This window comes from Citrobacter sp. CK188, assembly GCF_030333525.1.
In the GTDB taxonomy this organism is placed as follows: Bacteria; Pseudomonadota; Gammaproteobacteria; order Enterobacterales; family Enterobacteriaceae; genus Citrobacter_B; species Citrobacter_B koseri.
Genome location: NZ_JAOWFU010000029.1, coordinates 383,089 through 407,267, shown reverse-complemented (window position 1 = coordinate 407,267; position 24,179 = coordinate 383,089). Strand labels below are relative to the sequence as shown.

The 24,179-nt window shown below is 54.4% G+C and carries 28 protein-coding genes, 1 pseudogene and 1 other annotated feature; of the genes and pseudogenes, 21 read left to right on the top strand and 8 right to left on the bottom strand.

The window, feature by feature from the left end:
* Nucleotides 1–2: 2 nt before the first annotated feature.
* The 18 genes from pduD to OGV67_RS07105 all read left to right on the top strand — a co-directional run bounded on the left by pduD (nucleotide 3) and on the right by OGV67_RS07105 (nucleotide 13,990).
* Nucleotides 3–677, top strand: a complete 675-nt coding sequence (pduD, locus tag OGV67_RS07190) for a propanediol dehydratase medium subunit PduD (protein WP_058669353.1) — start codon at nucleotides 3–5, stop codon at nucleotides 675–677.
* Between the two features lie 14 nt (nucleotides 678–691).
* Nucleotides 692–1,210, top strand: coding sequence for a propanediol dehydratase small subunit PduE (pduE, locus tag OGV67_RS07185; RefSeq protein WP_112001951.1), 519 nt, complete (start codon nucleotides 692–694; stop codon nucleotides 1,208–1,210).
* 15 nt (nucleotides 1,211–1,225) lie between these two features.
* Nucleotides 1,226–3,058: a diol dehydratase reactivase subunit alpha gene (locus tag OGV67_RS07180; RefSeq protein ID WP_115614735.1), complete on the top strand. Its 1,833-nt coding sequence runs from the start codon at nucleotides 1,226–1,228 to the stop codon at nucleotides 3,056–3,058.
* Nucleotides 3,048–3,398, top strand: coding sequence for a glycerol dehydratase reactivase beta/small subunit family protein (locus OGV67_RS07175; RefSeq protein ID WP_012131766.1), 351 nt, complete (start codon nucleotides 3,048–3,050; stop codon nucleotides 3,396–3,398). Before OGV67_RS07180 ends, OGV67_RS07175 begins: the two co-directional genes overlap by 11 nt.
* 19 nt (nucleotides 3,399–3,417) lie before the next feature.
* Entirely contained in the window at nucleotides 3,418–3,693 is a 276-nt protein-coding gene (pduJ, locus tag OGV67_RS07170) for a propanediol utilization microcompartment protein PduJ (protein WP_004853788.1), read from the top strand.
* A gap of 24 nt (nucleotides 3,694–3,717) precedes the next feature.
* A complete protein-coding gene (locus tag OGV67_RS07165) occupies nucleotides 3,718–4,182 on the top strand; it encodes a BMC domain-containing protein (protein WP_049009193.1) in 465 nt (154 codons plus the stop codon).
* Nucleotides 4,183–4,193: 11 nt separating this feature from the next.
* On the top strand, nucleotides 4,194–4,826 hold the full coding sequence (locus tag OGV67_RS07160) for a phosphate propanoyltransferase (protein ID WP_115614734.1): 633 nt from the start codon (nucleotides 4,194–4,196) through the stop codon (nucleotides 4,824–4,826).
* Nucleotides 4,823–5,314, top strand: a complete 492-nt coding sequence (gene pduM, locus OGV67_RS07155) for a microcompartment protein PduM (protein WP_115614733.1) — start codon at nucleotides 4,823–4,825, stop codon at nucleotides 5,312–5,314. The genes OGV67_RS07160 and pduM overlap by 4 nt, the downstream gene beginning before the upstream one ends.
* Nucleotides 5,315–5,317: 3 nt before the next feature.
* Nucleotides 5,318–5,593 carry a EutN/CcmL family microcompartment protein gene (locus OGV67_RS07150; protein ID WP_047462697.1) on the top strand — a complete coding sequence of 92 codons (276 nt, stop codon included), beginning with the start codon at nucleotides 5,318–5,320 and terminating at the stop codon, nucleotides 5,591–5,593.
* Between the two features lie 10 nt (nucleotides 5,594–5,603).
* Nucleotides 5,604–6,611 (top strand): two-domain cob(I)yrinic acid a,c-diamide adenosyltransferase PduO, encoded by a 1,008-nt coding sequence (gene pduO, locus OGV67_RS07145; RefSeq protein WP_115614732.1) that lies wholly within the window; start codon nucleotides 5,604–5,606, stop codon nucleotides 6,609–6,611.
* Nucleotides 6,608–7,993: a CoA-acylating propionaldehyde dehydrogenase PduP gene (gene pduP / locus OGV67_RS07140; protein WP_049009199.1), complete on the top strand. Its 1,386-nt coding sequence runs from the start codon at nucleotides 6,608–6,610 to the stop codon at nucleotides 7,991–7,993. The genes pduO and pduP overlap by 4 nt, the downstream gene beginning before the upstream one ends.
* Before the next feature lie 10 nt (nucleotides 7,994–8,003).
* The gene (locus OGV67_RS07135; protein ID WP_012131759.1) at nucleotides 8,004–9,116 is read left to right on the top strand and encodes a 1-propanol dehydrogenase PduQ; all 1,113 of its coding nucleotides are present in this window, start codon (nucleotides 8,004–8,006) and stop codon (nucleotides 9,114–9,116) included.
* On the top strand, nucleotides 9,113–10,468 hold the full coding sequence (locus OGV67_RS07130) for a 4Fe-4S dicluster domain-containing protein (protein ID WP_115614731.1): 1,356 nt from the start codon (nucleotides 9,113–9,115) through the stop codon (nucleotides 10,466–10,468). The genes OGV67_RS07135 and OGV67_RS07130 overlap by 4 nt, the downstream gene beginning before the upstream one ends.
* A gap of 2 nt (nucleotides 10,469–10,470) precedes the next feature.
* A complete protein-coding gene (gene pduT, locus OGV67_RS07125) occupies nucleotides 10,471–11,025 on the top strand; it encodes a propanediol utilization microcompartment protein PduT (RefSeq protein WP_012131757.1) in 555 nt (184 codons plus the stop codon).
* Nucleotides 11,025–11,375 carry a propanediol utilization microcompartment protein PduU gene (pduU, locus tag OGV67_RS07120; RefSeq protein WP_047462685.1) on the top strand — a complete coding sequence of 117 codons (351 nt, stop codon included), beginning with the start codon at nucleotides 11,025–11,027 and terminating at the stop codon, nucleotides 11,373–11,375. The genes pduT and pduU overlap by 1 nt, the downstream gene beginning before the upstream one ends.
* 4 nt (nucleotides 11,376–11,379) lie before the next feature.
* Nucleotides 11,380–11,832, top strand: coding sequence for a EutP/PduV family microcompartment system protein (pduV, locus tag OGV67_RS07115; RefSeq protein WP_058669360.1), 453 nt, complete (start codon nucleotides 11,380–11,382; stop codon nucleotides 11,830–11,832).
* Complete coding sequence (locus OGV67_RS07110; protein WP_115181441.1) at nucleotides 11,817–13,031, top strand: acetate/propionate family kinase; 1,215 nt, start codon at nucleotides 11,817–11,819, stop codon at nucleotides 13,029–13,031. The genes pduV and OGV67_RS07110 overlap by 16 nt, the downstream gene beginning before the upstream one ends.
* 92 nt (nucleotides 13,032–13,123) lie before the next feature.
* Nucleotides 13,124–13,990 carry a GHMP family kinase ATP-binding protein gene (locus tag OGV67_RS07105; RefSeq protein ID WP_115614730.1) on the top strand — a complete coding sequence of 289 codons (867 nt, stop codon included), beginning with the start codon at nucleotides 13,124–13,126 and terminating at the stop codon, nucleotides 13,988–13,990.
* Between the two features lie 33 nt (nucleotides 13,991–14,023).
* On the opposite strand, the gene OGV67_RS07100 is transcribed toward OGV67_RS07105, so the two are convergent.
* From OGV67_RS07100 to dacD, 4 genes are all read right to left on the bottom strand, one after another.
* On the bottom strand, nucleotides 14,024–14,359 hold the full coding sequence (locus OGV67_RS07100) for a DUF496 family protein (RefSeq protein WP_024130204.1): 336 nt from the start codon (nucleotides 14,357–14,359) through the stop codon (nucleotides 14,024–14,026).
* 172 nt (nucleotides 14,360–14,531) lie between these two features.
* Nucleotides 14,532–15,590 (bottom strand): FUSC family protein, encoded by a 1,059-nt coding sequence (locus OGV67_RS07095; protein ID WP_012131751.1) that lies wholly within the window; start codon nucleotides 15,588–15,590, stop codon nucleotides 14,532–14,534.
* A gap of 143 nt (nucleotides 15,591–15,733) precedes the next feature.
* The gene (sbmC, locus tag OGV67_RS07090) at nucleotides 15,734–16,201 is read right to left on the bottom strand and encodes a DNA gyrase inhibitor SbmC (protein WP_012131750.1); all 468 of its coding nucleotides are present in this window, start codon (nucleotides 16,199–16,201) and stop codon (nucleotides 15,734–15,736) included.
* Between the two features lie 248 nt (nucleotides 16,202–16,449).
* On the bottom strand, nucleotides 16,450–17,622 hold the full coding sequence (gene dacD, locus OGV67_RS07085; protein WP_110494900.1) for a serine-type D-Ala-D-Ala carboxypeptidase DacD: 1,173 nt from the start codon (nucleotides 17,620–17,622) through the stop codon (nucleotides 16,450–16,452).
* A 224-nt stretch (nucleotides 17,623–17,846) separates the two neighbouring features.
* Between dacD and sbcB the strand changes: the two genes are divergently transcribed.
* On the top strand, nucleotides 17,847–19,271 hold the full coding sequence (gene sbcB, locus OGV67_RS07080; protein WP_115614729.1) for an exodeoxyribonuclease I: 1,425 nt from the start codon (nucleotides 17,847–17,849) through the stop codon (nucleotides 19,269–19,271).
* Nucleotides 19,272–19,478: 207 nt separating this feature from the next.
* On the opposite strand, the gene OGV67_RS07075 is transcribed toward sbcB, so the two are convergent.
* The 4 genes and pseudogenes from OGV67_RS07075 to OGV67_RS07060 all read right to left on the bottom strand — a co-directional run bounded on the left by OGV67_RS07075 (nucleotide 19,479) and on the right by OGV67_RS07060 (nucleotide 22,904).
* The gene (locus OGV67_RS07075) at nucleotides 19,479–20,840 is read right to left on the bottom strand and encodes an APC family permease (RefSeq protein WP_024130202.1); all 1,362 of its coding nucleotides are present in this window, start codon (nucleotides 20,838–20,840) and stop codon (nucleotides 19,479–19,481) included.
* On the bottom strand, nucleotides 20,830–20,892 hold the full coding sequence (yoeI, locus tag OGV67_RS07070; protein WP_099433339.1) for a membrane protein YoeI: 63 nt from the start codon (nucleotides 20,890–20,892) through the stop codon (nucleotides 20,830–20,832). Before yoeI ends, OGV67_RS07075 begins: the two co-directional genes overlap by 11 nt.
* 161 nt (nucleotides 20,893–21,053) lie before the next feature.
* A pseudogene (locus OGV67_RS07065) lies at nucleotides 21,054–22,038 on the bottom strand (LysR family transcriptional regulator).
* Between the two features lie 41 nt (nucleotides 22,039–22,079).
* Nucleotides 22,080–22,904 (bottom strand): SDR family oxidoreductase, encoded by an 825-nt coding sequence (locus OGV67_RS07060; RefSeq protein WP_049009132.1) that lies wholly within the window; start codon nucleotides 22,902–22,904, stop codon nucleotides 22,080–22,082.
* Between the two features lie 175 nt (nucleotides 22,905–23,079).
* Here OGV67_RS07060 and hisL point away from each other — a divergent pair, with 175 nt between their 5' ends.
* Together hisL and hisG are read left to right on the top strand one after the other, a co-directional pair.
* Nucleotides 23,080–23,130: a his operon leader peptide gene (gene hisL, locus OGV67_RS07055; RefSeq protein WP_001364200.1), complete on the top strand. Its 51-nt coding sequence runs from the start codon at nucleotides 23,080–23,082 to the stop codon at nucleotides 23,128–23,130.
* Nucleotides 23,106–23,230, top strand: a sequence feature (His leader region). Its footprint overlaps the gene before it by 25 nt.
* A gap of 45 nt (nucleotides 23,231–23,275) precedes the next feature.
* Nucleotides 23,276–24,175 (top strand): ATP phosphoribosyltransferase, encoded by a 900-nt coding sequence (hisG, locus tag OGV67_RS07050; RefSeq protein ID WP_058669367.1) that lies wholly within the window; start codon nucleotides 23,276–23,278, stop codon nucleotides 24,173–24,175.
* Nucleotides 24,176–24,179: the final 4 nt, after the last annotated feature.

The window sequence follows — 24,179 nt, the reverse complement described above, 5'->3', positions numbered from 1 at the left end:
AAATGGAAATTAATGAAAAGCTGCTGCGCCAGATAATCGAAGACGTGCTGTCCGAAATGCAAACCAGCGATAAGCCCGTCTCCTTTCGCGCACCGACAGCATCAACTTCGTCGCAAACCGCAGCACCGCAAGGCGACGGTTTTCTAACGGAAATTGGCGAGGCCAGACAAGGTACGCAGCAGGATGAAGTGATCATTGCCGTGGGCCCGGCATTTGGCCTGTCGCAGACCGTGAATATCGTCGGCTTGCCGCACAAAAATATCCTGCGTGAAGTGATCGCCGGTATTGAAGAAGAAGGCATTAAAGCCCGCGTGATCCGCTGCTTTAAATCCTCTGACGTGGCGTTCGTCGCCGTTGAAGGCAACCGCCTCAGCGGCTCCGGCATTTCAATCGGCATTCAGTCAAAAGGCACTACCGTTATCCATCAGCAAGGGCTGCCGCCGCTCTCCAATCTGGAGTTATTCCCTCAGGCGCCGCTGCTGACGCTGGAAACGTATCGTCAGATTGGCAAGAACGCCGCGCGCTATGCGAAGCGTGAGTCACCACAACCGGTTCCGACCTTAAATGACCAAATGGCGCGCCCGAAGTACCAGGCGAAATCCGCCATTCTGCACATTAAAGAGACGAAGTATGTCGTGACGGGCAAAAACCCGCAGGAACTGCGCGTGGCGCTTTAACAAAGGATACCTCCATGAATACCGACGCAATTGAATCGATGGTTCGGGACGTGTTGAGCCGCATGAACAGCTTGCAGGGCAACGCACCTGCTCCGGCCACAGCAAGCGCATCAACGCATACCGCAAAAGTGACGGATTATCCGCTGGCGAATAAACATCCAGAATGGGTAAAAACCGCCACCAATAAAACGCTGGATGAATTCACGCTGGAAAACGTCCTCAGCGACAAAGTGACCGCACAGGATATGCGTATCACGCCGGATACGCTGCGCATTCAGGCGGCTATCGCCAGAGATGCCGGACGTGACCGCCTGGCGATGAACTTTGAGCGCGCAGCGGAACTGACCGCCGTACCGGACGATCGAATCCTTGAAATTTACAACGCCCTGCGTCCATACCGTTCGACGAAAGAAGAGCTGATGGCTATCGCAGACGATCTGGAAAATCGCTATCAGGCGAAGATTTGCGCAGCTTTCGTGCGTGAAGCGGCAACGTTATACGTCGAGCGTAAAAAACTCAAAGGTGACGATTAATTTTAGGGAAATACGATGCGATACATAGCTGGCATTGATATTGGCAACTCATCAACAGAAGTCGCGCTGGCGCGGCTGGATGAGGCTGGCGCACTGACCATTACCGGCAGCGCGCTGGCAGAAACCACCGGAATTAAAGGCACATTACGAAATGTGTTTGGTATTCAGGATGCGCTTACGCTTGCGGCAAAAAACGCAGGCATCAATGTCAGCGATATTTCGCTTATCCGCATCAACGAAGCCACACCGGTCATTGGCGATGTCGCGATGGAAACCATCACGGAAACCATCATTACCGAGTCCACAATGATCGGCCACAACCCTAAAACCCCAGGGGGGGTCGGTCTGGGTGTGGGAGTGACCATTACGCCGCAAGAGTTATTAACCCGTCCGGCGGATATGCCTTATATCCTGGTCGTGTCATCGGCGTTCGACTTCGCCGATGTCGCCACCATGATTAACGCCTCCGTACGCGCCGGATATCAACTCACCGGCGTCATTTTGCAGCAAGACGACGGCGTCCTGGTCAGCAACCGTCTGGAACAGCCTTTACCGATCGTCGATGAAGTGCTCTATATCGACCGGATTCCGCTGGGCATGCTGGCCGCTATTGAGGTTGCCGTACCAGGGAAAGTGATTGAAACGCTCTCTAACCCTTACGGTATTGCCACGGTTTTCGGCCTTAATGCCGAAGAAACCAAAAATATCGTCCCTATGGCGCGCGCGCTGATTGGCAATCGCTCCGCCGTTGTCGTGAAAACGCCGTCAGGGGATGTCAAAGCGCGCGCCATTCCCGCCGGGAATCTGGAACTGCTTTCTCAGGGACGCACGCTCCGTGTAGATGTTGCCGCCGGTGCTGAAGCCATCATGAAAGCGGTGGGCGAATGCCGCAAGCTGGACAACGTGACCGGCGAAGCCGGCACCAATATTGGCGGCATGCTGGAACATGTACGCCAGACCATGGCGGAACTGACCAATAAGCCCAGCAACGAGATCTTCATTCAGGATTTGCTGGCTGTCGATACTTCCGTTCCGGTGAACGTTACCGGCGGGCTGGCTGGCGAATTTTCTCTGGAGCAGGCCGTGGGCATCGCCTCAATGGTGAAATCCGACCGTCTGCAAATGGCGATGATCGCCCGCGAAATCAAACAGAAGCTGAGTGTTGACGTTCAGGTTGGCGGTGCTGAGGCTGAAGCGGCGATTTTAGGCGCGTTGACGACTCCCGGCACCACGCGTCCGCTGGCGATTCTCGATTTGGGCGCAGGTTCGACAGATGCCTCCATCATCAATCCCAAAGGGGAGATCATTGCCACCCACCTCGCAGGGGCTGGCGATATGGTCACGATGATTATTGCCCGTGAACTGGGTCTGGATGACCGCTATCTGGCAGAAGAGATTAAAAAGTATCCGCTCGCGAAGGTGGAAAGCCTTTTTCATCTGCGTCACGAAGATGGCAGCGTCCAGTTTTTCCCCACCCCGCTGCCGCCAGCCGTATTTGCCCGCGTATGTGTGGTGAAGCCTGATGAACTGGTTCCATTACCCGGCGATTTAGCGCTGGAAAAAGTACGCGCCATTCGCCGCAGCGCCAAAGAGCGGGTTTTCGTCACTAACGCCCTGCGCGCGCTGCGTCAGGTCAGCCCGACCGGCAACATTCGTGACATTCCTTTTGTCGTGCTGGTTGGCGGATCGTCTCTGGATTTCGAGATCCCGCAACTCGTCACCGATGCGCTGGCGCACTATCGCCTGGTGGCCGGTCGCGGAAACATTCGCGGCACAGAAGGCCCGAGAAATGCGGTCGCGACCGGGCTGATTCTCTCCTGGCATAAGGAGTTCGCGCATGGACAGTAACGCCAGTGCCCCGGCTATCGTTATTTCGACCATCAATGACGGTATCACGGTCTGGAAAGAGGTGCTTCTCGGTATTGAAGAAGAAGGTATCCCCTTTGTTATCCAGACGCAGACTGACGGTGACGTGACCCATTGTGCCTGGCAGGCGGCGCGTCGGTCTCCGCTACTCGTCGGCATAGCCTGCGACAAAGAAAAGCTGGTTGTGCATTACAAGAATTTACCCGCATCAGCGCCGCTTTTTACGCTGATGTATCACCAGGACAGCCATGCCCGGCGAAGTGCTGGTAACAACGCGGCAAGGTTAGTCAAAGGGATCCCCTTTCGGGATCTGAATACCTAAGCAACAGGAGAATCGCAGTATGAACAACGCACTGGGACTGGTTGAAACAAAAGGGTTAGTCGGCGCTATCGAAGCCGCTGACGCCATGGTGAAGTCCGCCAACGTGCAACTGGTGGGCTATGAAAAAATCGGCTCCGGCCTGGTCACCGTTATGGTTCGCGGTGATGTTGGCGCGGTTAAAGCGGCAGTCGATGCGGGAAGCGCCGCAGCAAGCGCCGTGGGCGAGGTGAAATCTTGCCACGTCATTCCACGTCCGCACAGCGACGTTGAGGCCATTTTACCCAAGTCAGCCTAAACGGCCGCAACCAAGGAGCACAGCGTGAAGCAATCACTGGGATTACTTGAAGTTAGTGGTCTGGCATTAGCCATCAGTTGCGCGGATGTCATGGCGAAAGCCGCTTCCATCACGCTGGTGGGACTTGAGAGAACCAACGGTTCTGGCTGGACGGTGATCAAAATCACCGGTGATGTGGCCTCCGTGCAGTCCGCCATCATCACCGGTGCCAGTTTTGCCGATCAACAACAGGGGCTGATCGCCCATAAAGTTATCGCCAGGCCTGGGGAGGGGATTCTTTCCCGCGCGACGGTTATTCCGCCCGCGCCCATGCCAGCCCCGGAACCTGAAACAGAACCTGAATCTGAACCTGACGTCATGGTTGTAGAAGAGTCAGTACCGGAAGCAGAACCCGAAGCCGGAATGGTCAGTTGCAATCTCTGTCTTGACCCTGCCTGTAAACGGCAAAAAGGCGAGCCCCGGTCACTCTGCCTGCATTCAGGTAAGTGAGGTAAAGCGTAATGGATAAACAGCTTCTGGAAACAACCGTCAGCAAAGTGCTGGATGAAATGCGTGAGCGCCCTATTCCTCTGGGTGTTTCCAACCGTCATATCCATCTTAGCGCTGAAGACTATGCCCGGCTTTTCCCTGGTCAGCCAATCAGCGAGAAAAAAGCGCTGCTCCAGCCTGGGCAATATGCGGCCGACCAGACCGTCACGCTTATTGGCCCTAAAGGTCAGTTAAAGAATGTGCGCCTGCTCGGCCCCCTTCGCCGTACCAGCCAGGTTGAGATTTCCCGCACCGATGCCAGAACATTGGGCATCGCTGCGCCGCTGCGCATGTCGGGAGACCTTAAAGGAACGCCAGGCATTCGTCTTGTTAGCCCCTTCGCCGAGCTGGATCTCGCATCCGGCGTGATTGTCGCCCAACGCCACATTCATATGTCACCGCTTGATGCGTTGATATTTCACGTTGCGCATGGCGACAAAGTCTCTGTCGCTATTGAAGGCAATGCGCGCAGGCTAATTTTCGACAACGTCGCGATTCGCGTCTCTGCGGATATGCGTCTTGAAATGCACATCGACACAGATGAAGCCAATGCCGCAGGCGCCGACAGCCCGGACGCGTTTGCCACTCTGGTTACACCGCGATGAACGGCGAGATGTTGCAGCGCATTATTGAGGAGGTCATCTCCCGCTTGCAGCGTCGGGCGGAAAGCACGGCCACGCTCAGTATTTCGCAACTGCGGGAGGCCGATTCCCGCGCGCTGTTTTGTCAGTATGCGGCGCTGCATATTGTGCAGGCAGATCTGCCTTCGCTGACGTATATCGCAGAGCAGGATGTCGACGACCCTGTAGCGAAGAAAATCCATGACGCACTGGCATCAGGTATTCGTCTACAGATATCCCTGCACCATCGCCTGTTGCCGTCGCTGCCGGTGAAAAAGCTGGCGCGTCTGCCTATCAGGCTGGTCGATGAACGAGGGCAAACAATCTGCCTGCATCCGACCACTCTTTTGAGTTACGCCGACATCGCCCTACTCGCGGGGCAATTACTGGTGCTGCGTCGTCGCTGTGTCGTCACCGCTCTGGCCCGTGAAGCCGCCAGCGCGCGGAATATTCAACTAATTAAGCAGGAGTGAACCATGCATCTGGCACGAGTCACAGGCGCGGTGGTATCCACGCAAAAATCGCCCTCTCTGGTTGGGAAAAAACTTTTGCTGGTACGTCGGGTAAGTGCCGATGGAGAGCTTCCCGACCCGCCCATTACCGGAGATGAGGTTGCCGTCGATTCCGTCGGCGCTGGCGTGGGTGAACTGGTTTTACTCAGCAGCGGCTCCAGCGCCAGACATGTTTTTTCCAGCCCGAACGAGGCCATCGATCTGGCCATTGTCGGCATCGTAGACACGCTTTCTCATTAAGGAGCGGATGATGGCGATTTATACCCGAACAGGAGATACCGGCACTACGGCCTTATTTACCGGACAACGGGTCAGTAAAACGCATCCACGCGTCGAAACCTACGGCACGCTGGATGAACTCAATGCAGCGCTAAGTTTATGCGTTTGCGCCACAACCTGCGCGCAACACCGCACGTTGCTCGAATCTATTCAGATGCAGATATTCTGGTTTAGCGCCGAACTCGCCAGCGAAAGCGAGCAGCCGTCGCCGGAGCAGCGCTATATCAGCGCGGAAGATATTGCCGCGCTTGAAGCGGCTATTGATACCGCGATGGGACGCGTTACGCCTTTACACAGTTTTATTTTACCTGGCCGTTGCGAAGCCGCGAGTCGCCTGCACTTTGCCCGCACGCTTGCCCGCCGGGCTGAAAGACGTCTGGTCGAGCTGTCGGCAACCGCCAGCGTCAGGCACGTCCTGATGCGCTACATCAACCGCTTATCTGATTGCCTGTATGCGCTGGCGCGCGCCGAAGATCATGACGCTCATCAGAACAACATCATTCGGGAGGTCACTGAGCGCTACCTGGCCTCAAACCCGGCCTCTGTCGTCAAGGAGTCCTCTATGGCCCTCTCTTTTCATGAGCTTCATCAGTTAACTCGCTCAGCGGTGGCGCGGGCGGAGGCGCTTCAGGTTCCTGTGGTCGTCAGCATTGTGGATGCCAACGGCACCGAAACCGTGACCTGGCGTATGCCGGACGCTCTGCTGGTGAGCAGTGAACTGGCGCCGAAAAAAGCCTGGACCGCCGTCGCCATGAAAACAGCCACCCACGAACTGGCTTGCGCCGTTCAGCCGGGCGCTTCGCTCTACGGTCTGGAAAGCCATATGCAGGGGAAAGTCGTCACTTTTGGCGGCGGATTCGCGTTATGGCGTGATGGTCTGCTCATTGGGGGTCTTGGCATCAGCGGCGGGAGCGTTGAACAGGACATGGATATTGCACAAGCCGCCATTGCGGCAATTAACGTGAGAACACATCAATGAATACTTCTGAACTGGAAACCCTCATCCGTAATATTTTAAGCGAACAGTTGGCGCCTGCGCAGGCCGAAACGCAAGGACACGGTATTTTTCAGTCCGTCGGTGAAGCGATAGACGCGGCGCATCAGGCTTTCTTACGTTATCAGCAGTGTCCGCTCAAAACGCGCAGCGCCATTATCAGCGCCCTGCGCCAGGAGCTTACGCCGCATCTTGCCACGCTGGCGGCGGAGAGCGCAGCGGAAACGGGGATGGGAAACAAAGAAGATAAATTCCTTAAAAACAAAGCCGCGCTGGATAACACGCCAGGCATTGAGGATTTGACAACCACGGCCCTCACCGGCGATGGCGGCATGGTGCTGTTTGAATATTCACCGTTCGGCGTCATTGGTTCCGTCGCGCCCAGCACCAACCCTACCGAAACCATTATTAACAACAGCATCAGTATGCTGGCTGCGGGCAACAGCGTTTATTTCAGCCCGCATCCTGGCGCGAAAAACGTCTCACTCAAATTGATCGGCATGATCGAAGATATCGCTTTCCGCTGCTGCGGCATCCGCAATCTGGTCGTCACTGTCGCAGAACCGACTTTTGAGGCAACCCAGCAAATGATGGCGCATCCCAATATTGCGGTGCTGGCTATTACTGGCGGCCCCGGCATTGTTGCGATGGGAATGAAAAGCGGTAAAAAGGTCATTGGCGCCGGGGCGGGCAATCCGCCCTGCATCGTTGATGAGACCGCCGATATCGTCAAAGCGGCCGAAGATATCATCAACGGCGCAGCGTTCGATTACAACCTGCCCTGTATCGCAGAAAAAAGTCTGATTGTCGTAGAGAGCGTCGCTGAGCTCCTGGTTCAGCAAATGCAGGCTTTCGGCGCATTGCTGTTAAACGCTGCGGATATCGATAAATTACGCGCCGTCTGCCTCCCGGAAGGTCACGCGAATAAAAAACTGGTCGGGAAAAGCCCGACCGCCATGCTGGAAGCCGCCGGTATTGCCGTTCCCGCAAAACCGCCGCGTTTGCTTATCGGTATCGTCAGTGCCGACGATCCGTGGGTAACCAGCGAACAGTTGATGCCAATGCTACCCGTCGTGAAGGTCGATAATTTCGACAGCGCGCTGGCACTGGCGCTAAACGTTGAAGAAGGTCTGCACCATACCGCCATTATGCACTCGCAGAATGTCTCTCGCCTGAATCTGGCGGCGCGCACCTTACAGACCTCTATTTTTGTGAAAAACGGCCCTTCCTATGCCGGTATCGGCGTTGGCGGCGAAGGGTTTACCACCTTTACCATCGCCACCCCGACCGGCGAAGGGACAACCTCAGCACGCACATTTGCCCGTTCCCGTCGCTGCGTACTGACCAACGGCTTTTCAATTCGCTAATGAGGTCGTTATGAATACGTTTTCACTACCAACCCGATTGTACAGTGGCAGAGGAAGTCTGGATGTGCTGACGCGTTTTACAAACCGTCATATCTGGATTATCTGTGATGGATTTCTGGCGCAATCACCGCTGATCAATACGCTGCGCGACGCCCTTCCAACGGATAATCGCATCAGCATATTCAGCGACATCACCCCGGACCCTACCATCGGTACGGTAGTGCAAGGTATTGCGCAGATGCATGCCCTGCGACCGGATGTAGTCATCGGCTTTGGCGGGGGATCGGCGCTCGACGCGGCAAAAGCCATCGTCTGGTTCAGCCGTCAGTTCGGCATCGAAATTGAAACCTGTGTTGCAATTCCCACCACCAGTGGCACCGGTTCCGAAGTCACCAGCGCATGCGTCATTAGCGATCCAGAAAAGGGCATTAAATATCCGTTATTTAATAAAGCGTTGTATCCAGATATGGCTATTCTCGACCCGACGCTGGTTGTCACCGTTCCGGCAAATATTACCGCCAACACGGGGATGGACGTCCTGACGCATGCGCTTGAAGCGTATGTGTCTCCGCATGCCAGCGACTTCACTGACGCGCTGGCGGAAAAAGCCGCGCAAATCGTCTTTCAGTATCTGCCCGTTGCGGTCAGGAAAGGGGATTGTCTGGCTACCCGTGGGAAGATGCACAACGCCTCAACGCTGGCGGGAATGGCGTTTAGCCAAGCTGGACTGGGGCTGAACCATGCTATTGCCCATCAGTTAGGCGGCCAGTTTCATCTGCCGCACGGGCTTGCCAATGCGCTGCTGCTGACATCGGTCATCCGCTTTAACGCCCACGATCCCCGGGCGGCAAAACGATACGCAAGACTCGCTAAAGCCTGTCAACTCTGCCCCGCCAGCGCAAACGAGACGTCATGCCTCAATGCGCTGATTCATCAGATTGAGCAGCTCAAAACGCAGTGTGCAATTCCTTCATTCGCCCAGGCGCTTAAAGAGGGACGACAGGCGTATTCACAACGAATCCCGGTCATGGTTCAGGCGGCGCTGGCTGATGTGACGTTAAGAACCAACCCGCGTACCGCCGATGCCAGCGCGATCCGGGAACTTCTTGAGGCGTTGTCATGAATACCGTCAGCGCCATTGAACAGGATAGCTATGATGCGCAAACCATACGCGATCGAGTACGTGCTGCGGGCGTGGTTGGCGCCGGGGGGGCGGGTTTTCCCGCCCACGTCAAACTACAGGCGCAGGTTGAGATCTTTTTGGTTAATGCTGCTGAATGTGAACCGATGCTCAAGGTTGATCAGCAATTAATGGCGCAGCAGCCCGCGCGCCTGATTCGCGGCGTGCAGTACGCCATGAAGGCAACCGGCGCACGCGAGGGGATTATTGCGTTAAAAGAAAAATACCACGATGCGATTGAGGCATTAACCCCCCTGCTACCTTCCAGTATCAGGCTGCATATTTTACCGGATGTCTACCCGGCCGGGGACGAAGTGCTGACCATCTGGATGGCGACAGGCCGACGCGTTCCGCCTGCGGCGTTACCGGTGAGCGTCGGCGTGGTGGTCAATAATGTTCAGACCGTACTGAATATCGCCCGTGCGGTAGAACAACAGTATCCCGTAACGCGCCGCACTCTTACCGTTAACGGCGCGGTTGCGAGGCCGCTGACCGTCACCGTCCCTGTCGGTATGTCTTTACGCGACGTCTTAGCGCTTGCAGGCGGCGCCACCGTTGATGACCCTGGATTGGTTAACGGCGGCCCCATGATGGGAAGCCTGGTGTCATCGCTGGATTCACCGGTGACAAAGACCACCGGCGGCCTGTTGGTGTTACCGAAAACCCATCCCTTGATTCAGCGGCGAATGCAGGATGAACGCACCGTTTTGTCTGTTGCAAAAACCGTTTGCGAGCAATGCCGGTTATGTACTGATTTATGCCCCAGGCATTTGATCGGCCATGAGTTATCTCCCCATTTACTGGTACGCGCGGTGAACTATCAACAGGCCGCGACACCGCAACTCCTGCTTAGCGCGCTGACGTGTTCAGAATGCAACGTTTGCGAAAGCGTGGCATGCCCGGTGGGGATCTCCCCCATGCGCATTAACCGCATGCTGAAACGTGAGCTACGGGCGCAAAACCTCCGTTACGAAGGCCCGCTGAATCCCGCCGATGAAATGGCGAAATATCGGCTGGTGCCGGTTAAGCGATTGATTACCAAACTAGGGCTCAGCGACTGGTATCACGACGCGCCGTTAACGGACGTCGCCCCTTCAACAGACAAAACGACGCTGCTCTTGCGTCAGCATATTGGCGCCAGCGCCGTTCCCTGCGTGCAAAAAGGTGAACGCGTTGTCCGTGGACAGTGTGTCGCCGATATGCCATCTGACGCGTTAGGCGCTGCCGTTCACGCCAGTATTGACGGCATTGTCAGCGACATTACTGAACACGCCATCACGGTTGTAAGAGGTTAACCATGTCTCAGGCTATAGGTATTTTAGAACTCACCAGCATCGCTAAAGGAATGGAAGCAGGCGATGCCATGCTGAAAAGCGCCAGCGTCAATTTACTGGTCAGTAAAACAATCTGTCCGGGTAAATTTTTACTGATGCTGGGCGGCGATGTCGGTGCGGTACAGCAGGCCATCGAAACGGGCACATCGCTGGCCGCAGACATGCTCGTGGATAGTCTGGTGCTGCCGAATATTCATGCCAGCGTACTGCCTGCGGTCAGCGGATTGAACAGCGTTGATCAACGTCAGGCCGTAGGGATCGTGGAAACCTGGAGCGTAGCAGCCTGTATCAGTGCCGCCGATCGCGCCGTTAAAGCCTCCAACGTGACGCTGGTGCGTGTCCATATGGCGTTCGGTATTGGCGGAAAATGTTACATGGTGGTGGCAGGCGATGTCTCCGATGTCAACAACGCCGTTACGGTAGCCAGTGAAAGCGCAGGCGAAAAAGGACTGCTGGTTTACCGCGCCGTGATCCCCCGTCCGCATGAAGCCATGTGGCGACAGATCGTGGAGGGATGATGGAAAAGCAACCGACAACGGAACGCATGATTCAGGAGTATGTTCCCGGGAAACAGGTGACGCTGGCGCATCTGATTGCTAACCCAGGCAAAGATCTCTTTAAAAAACTGGGTCTGCCGGATGCGGTGTCCGCTATTGGGATCCTGACCATTACGCCCAGCGAAGCCTCGATTATTGCCTGCGATATCGCCACCAAATCCGGCGCGGTCGAGATTGGTTTTCTTGACCGTTTCACCGGGGCCGTCGTGCTGACCGGCGATGTCTCAGCCGTCGAGTATGCGTTAAATCAGGTGACCAGAACATTGGGAGAAATGATGCGTTTTACCGCCTGCCCAATTACCCGGACATAACGCCATGAAACGCATTATGTTAATCGGCCCCAGCCAGTGCGGGAAAACCTCTCTTACACAGAGTCTGAACGGCGAAGCGCTTCATTACCAGAAAACACAGGCTATTGTCTGGTCGCCCGGCACGATCGATACGCCGGGCGAATATCTGGAGAACCGCTGTCTGTATAGCGCGCTGCTGGCAAGCGCCTGTGAAGCCGACATTATCGCGCTGGTTCTTAATGCCGATGCGCCGTGGTCGCCCTTCTCCCCCGGTTTTACCGGCCCAATGAACAGACCCGTTATCGGGATCGTCACCAAATCTGATTTGGCGGATTCGTCACGTATCTCATGCGTGGAGAACTGGCTGATTCAAGCCGGTGCGCAGAAAATTTTTGTCACCAGCGCGCTGATGGAATCCGGGATTGATGAAATGTTTGTTTTTCTGAGTGCTAAGGAACCCTTATGTCTCACAAAATAATGGCGATTAACGCCGGTAGCTCGTCGCTAAAATTCCAGTTGCTGGCAATGCCGCAGGGCGAAATGATCTGCCAGGGATTAATCGAACGTATCGGAATGGCGAACGCCAGAGTCACAATGAAAACATCCGCGCAAAAATGGCAGGAAACGGCCCCCATCGCCGATCACCGCGAAGCCGTTACCCTGCTGCTGGATAAGCTCCTCAGTCATCACATCATTAATACCTTACAGGATATTGACGGCGTGGGTCACCGCGTGGCGCACGGCGGAGAGTTCTTTAAGGATTCGGCGCGCGTGACCGATGAAACGCTCGCTCAAATTGAGCGCCTTGCCGAACTAGCCCCGTTGCATAACCCGGTTAACGCGCTCGGTATTCATATTTTTCGCCAGTTGTTACCCTCAACGCCTTCTGTGGCCGTATTCGATACCGCCTTTCATCAGACGCTGGACGAGTCGGCCTATATTTACCCTCTGCCCTGGCGTTATTACGCCGAGCTGGGTATTCGCCGCTATGGTTTTCACGGTACCAGCCATAAATATGTCAGCACGGCATTAGCTGAAAGACTGGGCATCCCGCTCAGCGCCTTACGCGTTATTTGCTGCCATCTGGGTAATGGCAGCAGCATTTGCGCTATCAAAGGGGGGCAATCCATCAATACATCAATGGGATTTACGCCGCAATCAGGCGTGATGATGGGAACCCGTAGCGGAGACATCGATCCCTCCATTCTGCCCTGGATTGCAGAACGTGAAGGGAAGACGCCCCAGCAGCTTAATTATTTATTAAACAATGAGTCGGGGCTGCTGGGCATTTCCGGCGTTTCGCATGATTACCGCGACGTTGAGCAGGCCGCCGATGGCGGAAATCGCCGGGCGGCGCTTGCGCTTACGCTATTCGCTGAGCGCATTCGCGCGACAATCGGCAGTTATATCATGCAAATGGGCGGTCTGGATGCGCTCATTTTTACCGGTGGAATCGGCGAAAACTCCGCCCGTGCCAGAGCGGCAGTCTGTCATAATCTGCATTTCCTGGGGCTGAGTATTGATGAGGAAAAAAACCTGCGCAACGCTACGTTTATTCAGGCAGAAAACGCAGTGGTGAAAGTGGCGGTCATTAATACCAATGAAGAGCTTATGATCGCGCAAGATGTGATGCGGATTGCGTTAAGTGACAAGGTCACATTTGACGTTTCCGCCTGATTTTGCCCGACTGCAACTTGCGGAAAATCATGGTAATAGCGCAATCGCCGTGACACTATGCGCCGAGGATTGCTGACCAGAAAGGTGAAAACGTGGCTGTTGCGCAATGCCCCGCGTCATGCGGAGAACTTATCCAGGGCTGGATTCTGGGCAGTGAGAAACTGGTCTCCTGCCCTGTCGAATGGTACAGCACAGTGGAAGTAAGCTCGGGCGCTCCCCTTGCGGATGAGCGCCCCCTTTCACGCGCAATGGTCAATCGGCTACTGGAATACTGGCGCTACCCTGCGCAGTGGAGCCAGGAGATTCGGATCACAGTGCATTCCACCATTCCCGTCGCCAAAGGAATGGCCAGCAGTACCGCAGATATCGCGGCAACGGCGGTCGCAACCGCACACCATCTGGGGCATACGCTGGATGAACCCACGCTTGCACATCTGTGTGTTTCGCTTGAACCCACCGACAGCACCATTTTCCGTCAACTGACGCTTTTCGATCACAATGACGCCTCTACGCAAATGGCTTGTGAAACGCAGCCACAGCTTGATCTTTTAGTCCTCGAAAGCCCAATAACGTTGCGCACGGCGGATTATCACCGCATCCCCCGACTGGAACGTCTGCATGCGGGGGCGGCGATGTTGCAGCAGGCATGGGAGAGAGTGCAGGAAGCCTGCATAACGCAAAACCCTCGTCGGATGGGGGAAGCCGCCACGCTCAGCGCTATCGCCAGCCAACAACTGTTACCAAAGCCAGGCTTTGATGCCCTGTTGGCGCTGGTGGAAGCCTGTGATTTATACGGTCTGAATGTGGCGCACAGCGGAAGCGTTGTCGGGCTGATGCTGGACAGGCAGCGCCATGACGTTGACCATATTAAGTGGGAACTCGCACAACGAAAACTGACGGAACACTGGCCCGATCAGCATTTGCTGAAGATGGTCACTGGCGGGGTTGAATTGCAGTGAGGAACTCGCGGTGTTCCCCACTGCCACAGGCTGTTACTCTGCTTTTGCGTCGCCGTTTTTCATTTCGCCCATCGCTTTCAGCTTTTTAGAAATGTCGCGGCGTTCTTTAGAAATTTCTGCGTTTTTGATGATGTAATCATCAACGCGGTCCTCATAGTCGCTCTTCATGCTGGCGATGATGCCCTGGATCGCTTCAACGCTCATACCTGGCTTGATGTAATCGCTCAGGTTGTCCAGCAGCAGAACACGCTTCTGGTTGTCACGGATCTTTTTCTCAACGTCCTGGATTTCACGTTGCAGTTTGTTCTTACGGCGGAACAGACGAACAAATTCCAGTACGTCCTGGAAAGAAGGCTTGTTGGTTTCCATTTTTACACCCCTGATAATGTGAGATTCGGATTCGTTTAAGCAACCGCTATACGTTAGGGTAAACATTACTTTTAGCCGTTGCAGATGACAATGGTTTTATCCTTTTTCAGTATCATACCCTTAATCGGTGCTGAATCGAAGCAGCAGCCGAATCACGAGCGTCATCTGCTTTTTATTTGCGCAATGCCCGGCAGATCAAATGGGAGAGCAGCTCCAGTTGCCGCGCCGTCTCCATACTTAGCCAAACATAGCCATGAATAGGCGTTTCAGCCACGGTATTGCCATGATGCTCGTTTATCAACTGGCGCAGCTCCGCGACAATCTCATTGAGTTTTTCCGTGTTTGCCAGTACCGGTTGTGGGTTGCCTTCGAACAGCGCATGGGCGATGGTGAGCAACGTTTGCTGCGTCATTTGCTGCGTTTCGCGCAGCGTATGCGCATTCAGCATCACAAAATGGCTGGCACGAGATGCCCAGTGCGCATTAATTTGCAGCTCAAGCATACAGACCAGATTGCGGTTCACGGTTTGAATCGCTTCGAATATCGACTTTTGAATGCGGGTTTCTTTGCTGGCTGGCGTAATCAGCCCACGCATTTTGACGACGTCGCTCAGCAGTTTCTGTAAATGCTTCTCCAGCCGGGGACGCTCTAACAAATTTGGCGACAACGCGGCCTGATAGACCCGATTGTACGCCGTCACACAATGCGCCATCTGAATACGCCAGTGTAAAAACGCGCGTTGTGGCCAGATGCCGGTAAACAGCATCGCCAGCAGCGAACCTAAAATAACATCCCCGCCGCGCCACAATGCCGTGTTCATGTCGCCTGCCGGCGCGCCTACCACCACGGCGAGCGTGATGCCGATCAACAGAGCCTGATACGGCTTTTTCCCTAACGCCAGCCAACCGCACAAGAACATTGCCGCAGCGCACCAGATCAACATCAGCGGGAGGGAAAAAAGCTCCAGACGTAACGCTACAAGACCTAATACCGATCCCAGAATCGTGCCGCCGATGCGCTCAAACGCACGGGGAACCACGTTCCCCCAAAAGGAGATCGGCCCCATAATGACGACCAGTGTGATCAGCGGCCAGGTGCCTTCCGGGATGTTGAACAGTCGAACTAGCAGGAAAGTGAGAATAAACGCCAGCGCAATGCGAATGCCGTGTACAACACGATAATGGCGATATAAACGAATTTCAAAGGGACTCAGCGATTTATCAGCCCGCACTCACGCACTCCGTCTGGAAATGACCAAAAAACGAATTGTACCCGCTTTTGCAGCGAAAATATCACTATAGCGGACAGGACTCGCACGTAAACTGCCCCGTCACGACGCCTATCCGCCGGGTACTGCGTACAATTTACACAGGGCTATTTCGACTGTACGGGTACATACATTTCAATGTCCCAGTACCCGTCTTCCGTTCCATTGTTAAGATAGACCTCAAAACACGGTTTAGCCGCTATCTGGTAGTGATTGTCCTGTAACAGGCTATTGAAAAACTGATACCAGGGCGTCGCGAAATCATGATTCTCAACGCGCGCCACCGCTGTCGCATACTGCCCGCCGGCGATCTCCGTCAGGATGACGCCTTCGCTATTTTTCGGAATGGTGAAATTATCCGGGACAGACACCACCGTATCGCAGCGGAGTTTTTCCGCCGGAACCTCATCTGGATTATCGTAGTAAACCGCGATCCATTCGAGCGGAACAACCTGATTCCCGTCAACCCACATCATAAGTTGTTCAAAACCTTGCTTCACCGTTTTTTCCCACGGGCCGACCATGTGAAAACCGGCGATATTACGCTTCTCTGCCTGCCTGATTTCGTAGTCCATACTGCCTCCGATAGTTTCACTGAGACTGATAGCACACCGTCGACCCGATGGCGCTGCGCGTATCAGGTCGACGGTGTTCCATAATGCATTGAAGTCAGCGCCGGATAAGGAAGCGATGTCCCCTCCGGCAAATCTTATACTGTATATAAACACAGCATAAGATTTTGCATATAAAGGTCACAAGGAAATCATGATGAGTATGTGAGCAGACTCGCACTCTTACCAGTCTGCCGTGTCAGAAAAGGGGGTTACGCCTTATGGTGGAAGTAATCGCTCAGTCGGGAAAAAACGCCGCCTTTGCCAACAGACTCCAGCGTCACCAGAGGCCAGTGCGCCACCAGTTTATCCCGATCGTATAGCTCAATTTCACCAACCCGCTGATGTGCGGCAATAGGGGCTTCAAGTTCTTTTTTATCAAGGGCATACCGGGCCTTAATATGCGGAATTTCGGTTTTCGGCAGCGCCATCCAGAAATCCTGCTCGGTGCCCAGAGCAATATTTTCTTTATCGCCGTACCAGATACGTTCCGTGCCAACCTGTTTGCCACTGCGTAAAATTTGTACCGTATCGAAATTTTGCTGTCCCCATTGCAACAACTTACGTGCCTGATCTTCGCGCCCTTTCGCGCTTTCCGCGCCCATCACAACGGCGATAAGACGACGCTGCCCGTCCACGGCGGAGGCAATCAGGTTAAAACCCGCGCCGGAGGTATGGCCGGTTTTCAACCCGTCGATATTCATGGTTTTATCCCACAGCAGTCCGTTACGGTTCTGCTGGGTAATACCGTTCCATGTCAGGCTCTTTTCACTGTACATATGATAAAACTCAGGCTCACCGTGAATAATGGCGCGGGACAATACCGCCAGATCATAGGCTGAGCTGTGCTGGCCTGGCGCATCCAGTCCGTGTACCGTTTCAAAATGGGTATCCTGCAACTTCAGGGTTTCAACGTAGTGATTCATCATGGCGACGAACTGCGGTTGCCCTCCGGCGATGTAATCCGCCAGCGCAACGCAGGCATCGTTTCCAGAGTCAACAATCAGCCCCCGGCTGAGATCCCGAACCGAAACGCGCTCCCCTTGTTTCAGAAACATTAATGAAGATCCCACAAACACCGGGTTGTCTTTGGCCCAGGCATCACGTCCAACGGTTACGATATCGTCCGGGCTAATACGATGGCTGTCGATAGCGCGATCGACAACATAGCCGGTCATCAGCTTGGTCAGGCTGGCCGGGTTACGCCGCTGATGTTCATTACCTGCGGTCAGAATTTGACCCGTGGTGTAATCCATAAGTACCCATGACCCTGCCTGAATGGCCGGAGGCTGGGGAGAAAAATCTGGCACATTGGCAGCCAGAGCGGAAGAAAGATTCATCGCGAGAAGTGAAGCGGCAATAAACAAACGGCGTTTCAACACTATTTCCTCAGGAAAGTCATAATTTGCCGTTCTTTTTACGGAAGTTCTGATAAACAAACAGGGATAAATTGCAAGAAAATGTGACATAACGCACGTTTTTCTATGCAGTGCCGGACAGTGTAACCTTAACGCTCCCAATAACGACTCAGAAGCTGATAACACCGCCAGGATTTGATACCCTGCTGCGCAGAACCGCGCAAACACACAGTAACGGATAGAACTGAACAATGAATGACGGCAAGCAGCACCCTACCTTCCTGTTCCATGACTACGAAACCTTCGGGACTCACCCGGCGCTGGACAGACCCGCACAGTTTGCCGCCATCCGCACGGATAGCGACTTTAATATTATTGGCGAACCTGAAGTCTTTTACTGCAAGCCCGCCGATGATTACCTGCCTCAGCCAGGCGCTGTGCTCATCACCGGGATTACGCCGCAGGAAGCGCGCGACAAAGGAGAGAACGAAGCCGCCTTTGCCAGACGTATTCATTCGCTGTTCACCGTGCCAAAGACCTGTGTCGTCGGCTACAACAATGTCCGTTTTGATGATGAAGTCACGCGTAACATTTTGTATCGCAACTTCTACGATCCCTATGCCTGGAGCTGGCAGCACGACAACTCGCGCTGGGATTTGCTGGATGTGATGCGCGCCTGCTATGCCCTGCGCCCGGAAGGCATAAACTGGCCGGAAAATGACGACGGATTGCCCAGCTTCCGCCTTGAGCACTTGACCAAAACCAACGGGATCGAACATGCCAACGCGCACGATGCAATGGCAGACGTGTACGCCACCATCGCTATGGCGCAACTGGTGAAGTCGCGCCAGCCGCGTCTGTTTGACTACCTTTACACGCATCGCAACAAACATAAACTGGCGGCGTTGATCGATGTGCCGCAAATGAAACCGCTAGTACATATCTCCGGTATGTTTGGCGCCTGGCGCGGCAACACCAGTTGGGTTGCGCCGCTGGCCTGGCATCCAGAAAACCGCAACGCGGTCATTATGGTGGATCTGGCGGGCGATATGTCGCCATTACTGGAGCTGGACAGCGATACCCTGCGCGAGCGGTTATATACCGCTAAAGCCGATCTCGGCGATAATGCCGCGGTTCCGGTAAAACTGGTACACATCAATAAATGCCCGGTACTGGCTCAGGCTAATACGCTCCGCCCGGAGGATGCCGATCGCCTGGGGATTAACCGTCAGCACTGTCTCGATAACCTGAAAGTGCTGCGCGATAATCCGCAGGTACGCGATAAGGTTGTGGCAATCTTCGCTGAGGCCGAGCCGTTTACGCCGTCTGAAAACGTCGATGCGCAGCTATACAATGGCTTTTTCAGCGACGCCGATCGTGCCGCCATGAAAATCGTGCTGGAAACCGAACCGCGCAATTTGCCCGCGCTGGATATTACGTTTGTCGATAAGCGGATTGAAAAACTGCTGTTCAACTATCGCGCCCGTAACTTCCCGGGGACGCTGGATGAAACCGAACAGCAACGCTGGCTGGAGCATCGTCGTCAGGTGTTTACGCCAGAGTTTTTGCAACGGTATGCGGAAGAGTTACAGATGCTGTATCAGCAATATGCTGACGACAAAGAGAAACTGGCATTGCTGAAATCACTCTGGCAGTACGCAGAAGAGATTGTCTGAGGAGCCACGCGTCGCTTTTGCCGGATGGCGGCGTAAGCGCCTTATCCGGCCTACAAACAGTGAGGAGTGTAGGCCTGATAAGCGAAGCGCCATCAGGCGTTGGCGTTGTGCCGGAGGGCGACCGATGACCTTATCCGGCCTACAGATTTTTGCATAAAAAAACCGGAGAACATGTCTCCGGTTTTTTACCTGTGAAAGGTCATTTCATTACTGTGCGATATCTTCGTACTGCGGTACCGGATTGCGGAAGCTTTTGGTCACGCAAGCCAGATACACCAGGCCAATACCCGCCCAGATCAAACCCAGAGTCATTGAGCTTTCTTCCAGGTTGATCCACAGTGCGCCAACAGTCAGCGCGCCGCACACCGGCAGAACCAGATAGTTGAAGTGGTCTTTCAGCGTTTTGTTGCGCTTCTCACGAATCCAGAACTGGGAAATCACGGAGAGGTTCACGAAGGTAAACGCCACCAGCGCACCGAAGTTGATCAGCGCCGTCGCCGTGACCAGATCAAAGTTAATCGCCAGCAGTGCGATCGCGCCAACCAGCAGCACGTTCCACGCCGGAGTACGCCATTTCGGATGAACGTAGCCGAAGAAACGCGTCGGGAATACGCCGTCACGACCCATGACGTACATCAGACGGGAAACGCCCGCGTGTGCCGCCATACCGGATGCCAGTACGGTCACGCTGGAGAAAATCAGCACGCCCCACTGGAAGGTTTTACCCGCAACGTACAGCATGATTTCAGGCTGTGATGCATCCGGGTCCTTAAAGCGCGAAATATCCGGGAAGTACAGTTGCAGGAAATAAGACGCCGCGATAAAGATCAGGCCGCCAATCAGCGCCGTCAGGAAAATCGCGCGCGGAATAACGCGCTCCGCGTCTTTAGTCTCTTCAGACAGAGAAGAGATACCGTCAAAGCCGAGGAACGAGAAGCACAGGATTGTCGCACCGGTAATCATCGGCACAACGTGCGCGCCTTCAGACCAGAATGGACGGGAGCTTACCAGCGTACCCGCACCTTCGCCGTGAGACACGCCGTAGATAATCAGGCCGACGATCACCGCTACAATCCCCATTTGCAGAATAACAATCAGGGTATTGAAGTTAGCGACGGTCTTGATGCTGCGCAGGTTAGAGATGGTCATAAAGGCCACCAGCGCCACCACAAAGATCCACGACGGCACTGTCGGCACCAGCGCTTCAAAATAAATTTTCGCCAGCAGAATGTTGATCATCGGCATGAACAGGTAGTCCAGCAGCGATGACCAGCCCACCATAAAGCCTACGGTCGGGCTGATGGATTTCTGGGCGTAAGTGTACGCGGAGCCAGCGGACGGAAAACGACGCACCAGTTTACCGTAGCTCAACGCAGTAAAAAGAATCGCGATCAGCGCAAAGGCATATGCCGTCGCAACGTGACCGTCAGTGAGGCCTGAGACGATACCAAATGTATCGAACAGCGTCATCGGCTGCATATAGGCAAGACCCATCATTACAACCGGAATCAACGTAAGCGTCTTACGCAATTCCACGCGAGAGGTGTTTGGAGTAACGTTATGCGACATGGTCATTCCCCTTTACGGCGAATGCCGTCGCGTAAGCAAAAAATTGCCCCATTTTCTGGATTCCTCAGCGACAACAACTGTCGGTTTTTAGTAAGTATCTATCCGGTACGAAGCCCGGCCTCTTTTATTGAATGATTGGTTTGATGCAAAAAAATAACCGACGCGTATTAAAACGTCGGTTAATGTCATTTTTTGCAAGCGGCGCATTGTGCACTAAATTAAGGCGAAATGACAAGAGAATGAGAGCCCCGTCAAAAAATATTTTTTATTAACTGTTTGATTTCCCAGCATCCCCCATTGTATAGACGCCAGCAATAGCACTATTTGCTAAAATTTTATCTCGCCACCACGCGCTGGCCAGTCCGGCCGTCTGTTCGTTCCAGCCCATCCACACCGGCTCCGACACGATCTGCGCTGCCACGTTCTTCTCAATAAGCGCACCGCTGTCCAGAAAGCGTTGCGCCAGATAGCGCGGTAAATACCCACATCCCAGGCCGCTGATTTGCAGTTCCAGTTTGGTTTTAAAATCAAAAACCGTTATGGCTTCCTGATCATCAAGCAATTGCGCGCTTGCCGAACATGCCGGATGCGTCTCATCGCCGACCACAATCGCGCGGAACCGTTTTATTGCGCGCCGACTCAACGGCTCTTCTTCCTGCACCAGTGGATGATGCGGGGCAATCGCAAAAACCTGCTCAAGCTCTCCCAGACGCGCAAAACCGAAACCACTGGCGTAGGGCGGATCGTGCATCGCGCCAACGATGATATCCGCCCGCCCCTGCGTCAGCGCCTCCCAGGAACCGCCCAGTACGCCGTTTATGAATTTCAGGCGCGTTACGCTGTGATGTTGGTAGAAGGATTCAATGAGGGGAGTAAGGAGAGAAAAAGGAAACGTATCGTCCACGCCGATGACCAGTTCGTTCTCCCAGCCTTCGTGAAGTTTGATGGCCTGTTTTTCCAGTTCGCGCACGGTATGCAGAACTTCCCGGCCTTTTTCCAGCAGCATCTGACCGGTGCGGGTAAACTTAGCCCGATGCCCGCTGCGATCCAACAGTTGGATATTCAGATCGCTTTCCAGTTTATGAACGGTATAGCTGAGCGCTGACGGCGTCTTAAACAATTTTGCCGACGCCGCCGCAAAGCTCCCCTCTTTCTCTAACGCATCGAGAATCATCAGAACGTCCAGCAGTGGTTTCATACTCGCCCCCTTGCGGTGTCTGGCGGTAGTCTGCTGGCGCGTCACTCCATCGGCATCACCAGCGGGTCGGGATACTGGTATTCAAACCCGAGTTCATTACAAATCCGGCTGCCATCAATAATCTTGCCTTTATCGTTACTCTGGCTTTCCAGAAAATGCGGCGGTTCCATACCCAGCAAACGCGCCATCTGCGGATAAAACACATTACGCGCCGGATGCGAAGGCGCACATATATTATAGATGTGTCCCCCTTTAGGTGCCTGTAACAGCAGAGTAATAGCGGCAATCACATCTTCCAGGTGGACCAGATTCACACCTTGCTGACCGTCAGGCGCGGTTTTACCGGCAAAGAAACGCCCCGGATGCCGTCCTGGCCCTACCAGCCCGGACAGACGCAGAATATCGACGGAGGTGCCGGGCAGATTGTGCAGCCAGTCTTCGAGTTCCTTCAGGATGCGCCCACTCGCCGTGACGGGATTACGCGGCGTAGTCTCTTTCACAATGCCGTGCACATCGCCGTATACTGACGTGGAACTGGTAAAAATGATACGCGGAACGTGATACGCCAGCGCGCTGTCGACCACCTCCTGTATTGCCTGGCGGTAAAAATCTTCCCCCGGCCCGCTACGGCGAGCGGGCAGCGTAATGACCAGAGCATCCACATCCATCAGCGCATCAAGATCGTCCGTTTCGCAAACCAGCTCAGGTTCCAGGCGTAGCGGATAGCTCTCAATGCCGCTCATGCGGGCCGCTTCCACGCCATCCTGCGTGGTTTTCGTGCCAGTAACCTGCCAGCCTCTTGCCGTCAGCGACATCGCCAGCGGCATTCCTAACCATCCTAAACCGACAATTGCGACCTTTTTCATGCGTTCTCTCCTGACTTTAACGCCATCTTATCTAAGGCTACGCCAGCCCGCCGGGACTGACAATTCATACCTTCAATATGAAATGAATTAATGATGAAAAAAAGCCCTTGCTTTCCGGCGCTAAAGTGGTTTAGGTTAAAAGGCATCAAATGAATAAGCATTCATCGAGAATTTTATGACACGCGTTCAATTTAAACACCACCATCATCACCATCATCCTGACTAGTCTTTCAGGCGATGTGTGCTGGAAGACGTTCAGATCTTCCAGTGGTGCATGAACGCATGAGAAAGCCCCCGGAAGATCATTCTTCCGGGGGCTTTTTTTTGTGCGCGATTCAGACCGGTTCAGACAGGATAAAGAGGAAAAAAGAATGTTAGATAACACCCGTTTACGCATAGCTATTCAGAAATCAGGCCGTTTAAGCGATGATTCACGCGAATTACTGGCCCGCTGCGGTATTAAAATCAACCTGCACACCCAGCGTCTGATTGCGATGGCGGAGAATATGCCAATTGATATTCTGCGCGTGCGTGATGACGATATTCCCGGCCTGGTCATGGATGGCGTGGTCGATCTGGGGATCATCGGGGAAAACGTTCTGGAAGAAGAGCTGTTGAGCCGCCGCGCGCAGGGCGAAGACCCGCGCTACTACACCCTGCGCCGTCTCGACTTCGGCGGCTGCCGTCTCTCGCTGGCCACCGCCGTCGATGAAGCCTGGGACGGCCCGGCTTCTCTTGACGGTAAGCGCATCGCTACCTCTTACCCGCACCTGCTTAAGCGTTATCTGGATCAGAAAGGCGTGTCGTTTAAATCCTGTCTGTTAAACGGTTCTGTTGAAGTCGCTCCGCGTGCGGGTCTGGCCGATGCCATCTGCGATCTGGTGTCGACCGGGGCGACGCTGGAAGCCAACGGTCTGCGTGAAGTCGAGGTGATTTACCGCTCTAAAGCCTGCCTGATCCAGCGTGATGGCGAAATGGCCGAAGCCAAACAACAGCTTATCGACAAACTGCTGACCCGTATTCAGGGCGTTATTCAGGCGCGTGAATCCAAATACATCATGATGCATGCGCCAAGCGAGCGTCTGGATGAAGTCATCGCCCTGCTGCCGGGCGCAGAGCGTCCGACCATTCTGCCGCTGGCGGGCGATCAGCAGCGCGTCGCCATGCACATGGTCAGCAGCGAAACCCTGTTCTGGGAAACGATGGAAAAACTGAAAGCGCTCGGTGCCAGCTCTATTCTGGTGCTGCCAATTGAAAAGATGATGGAGTGACGGC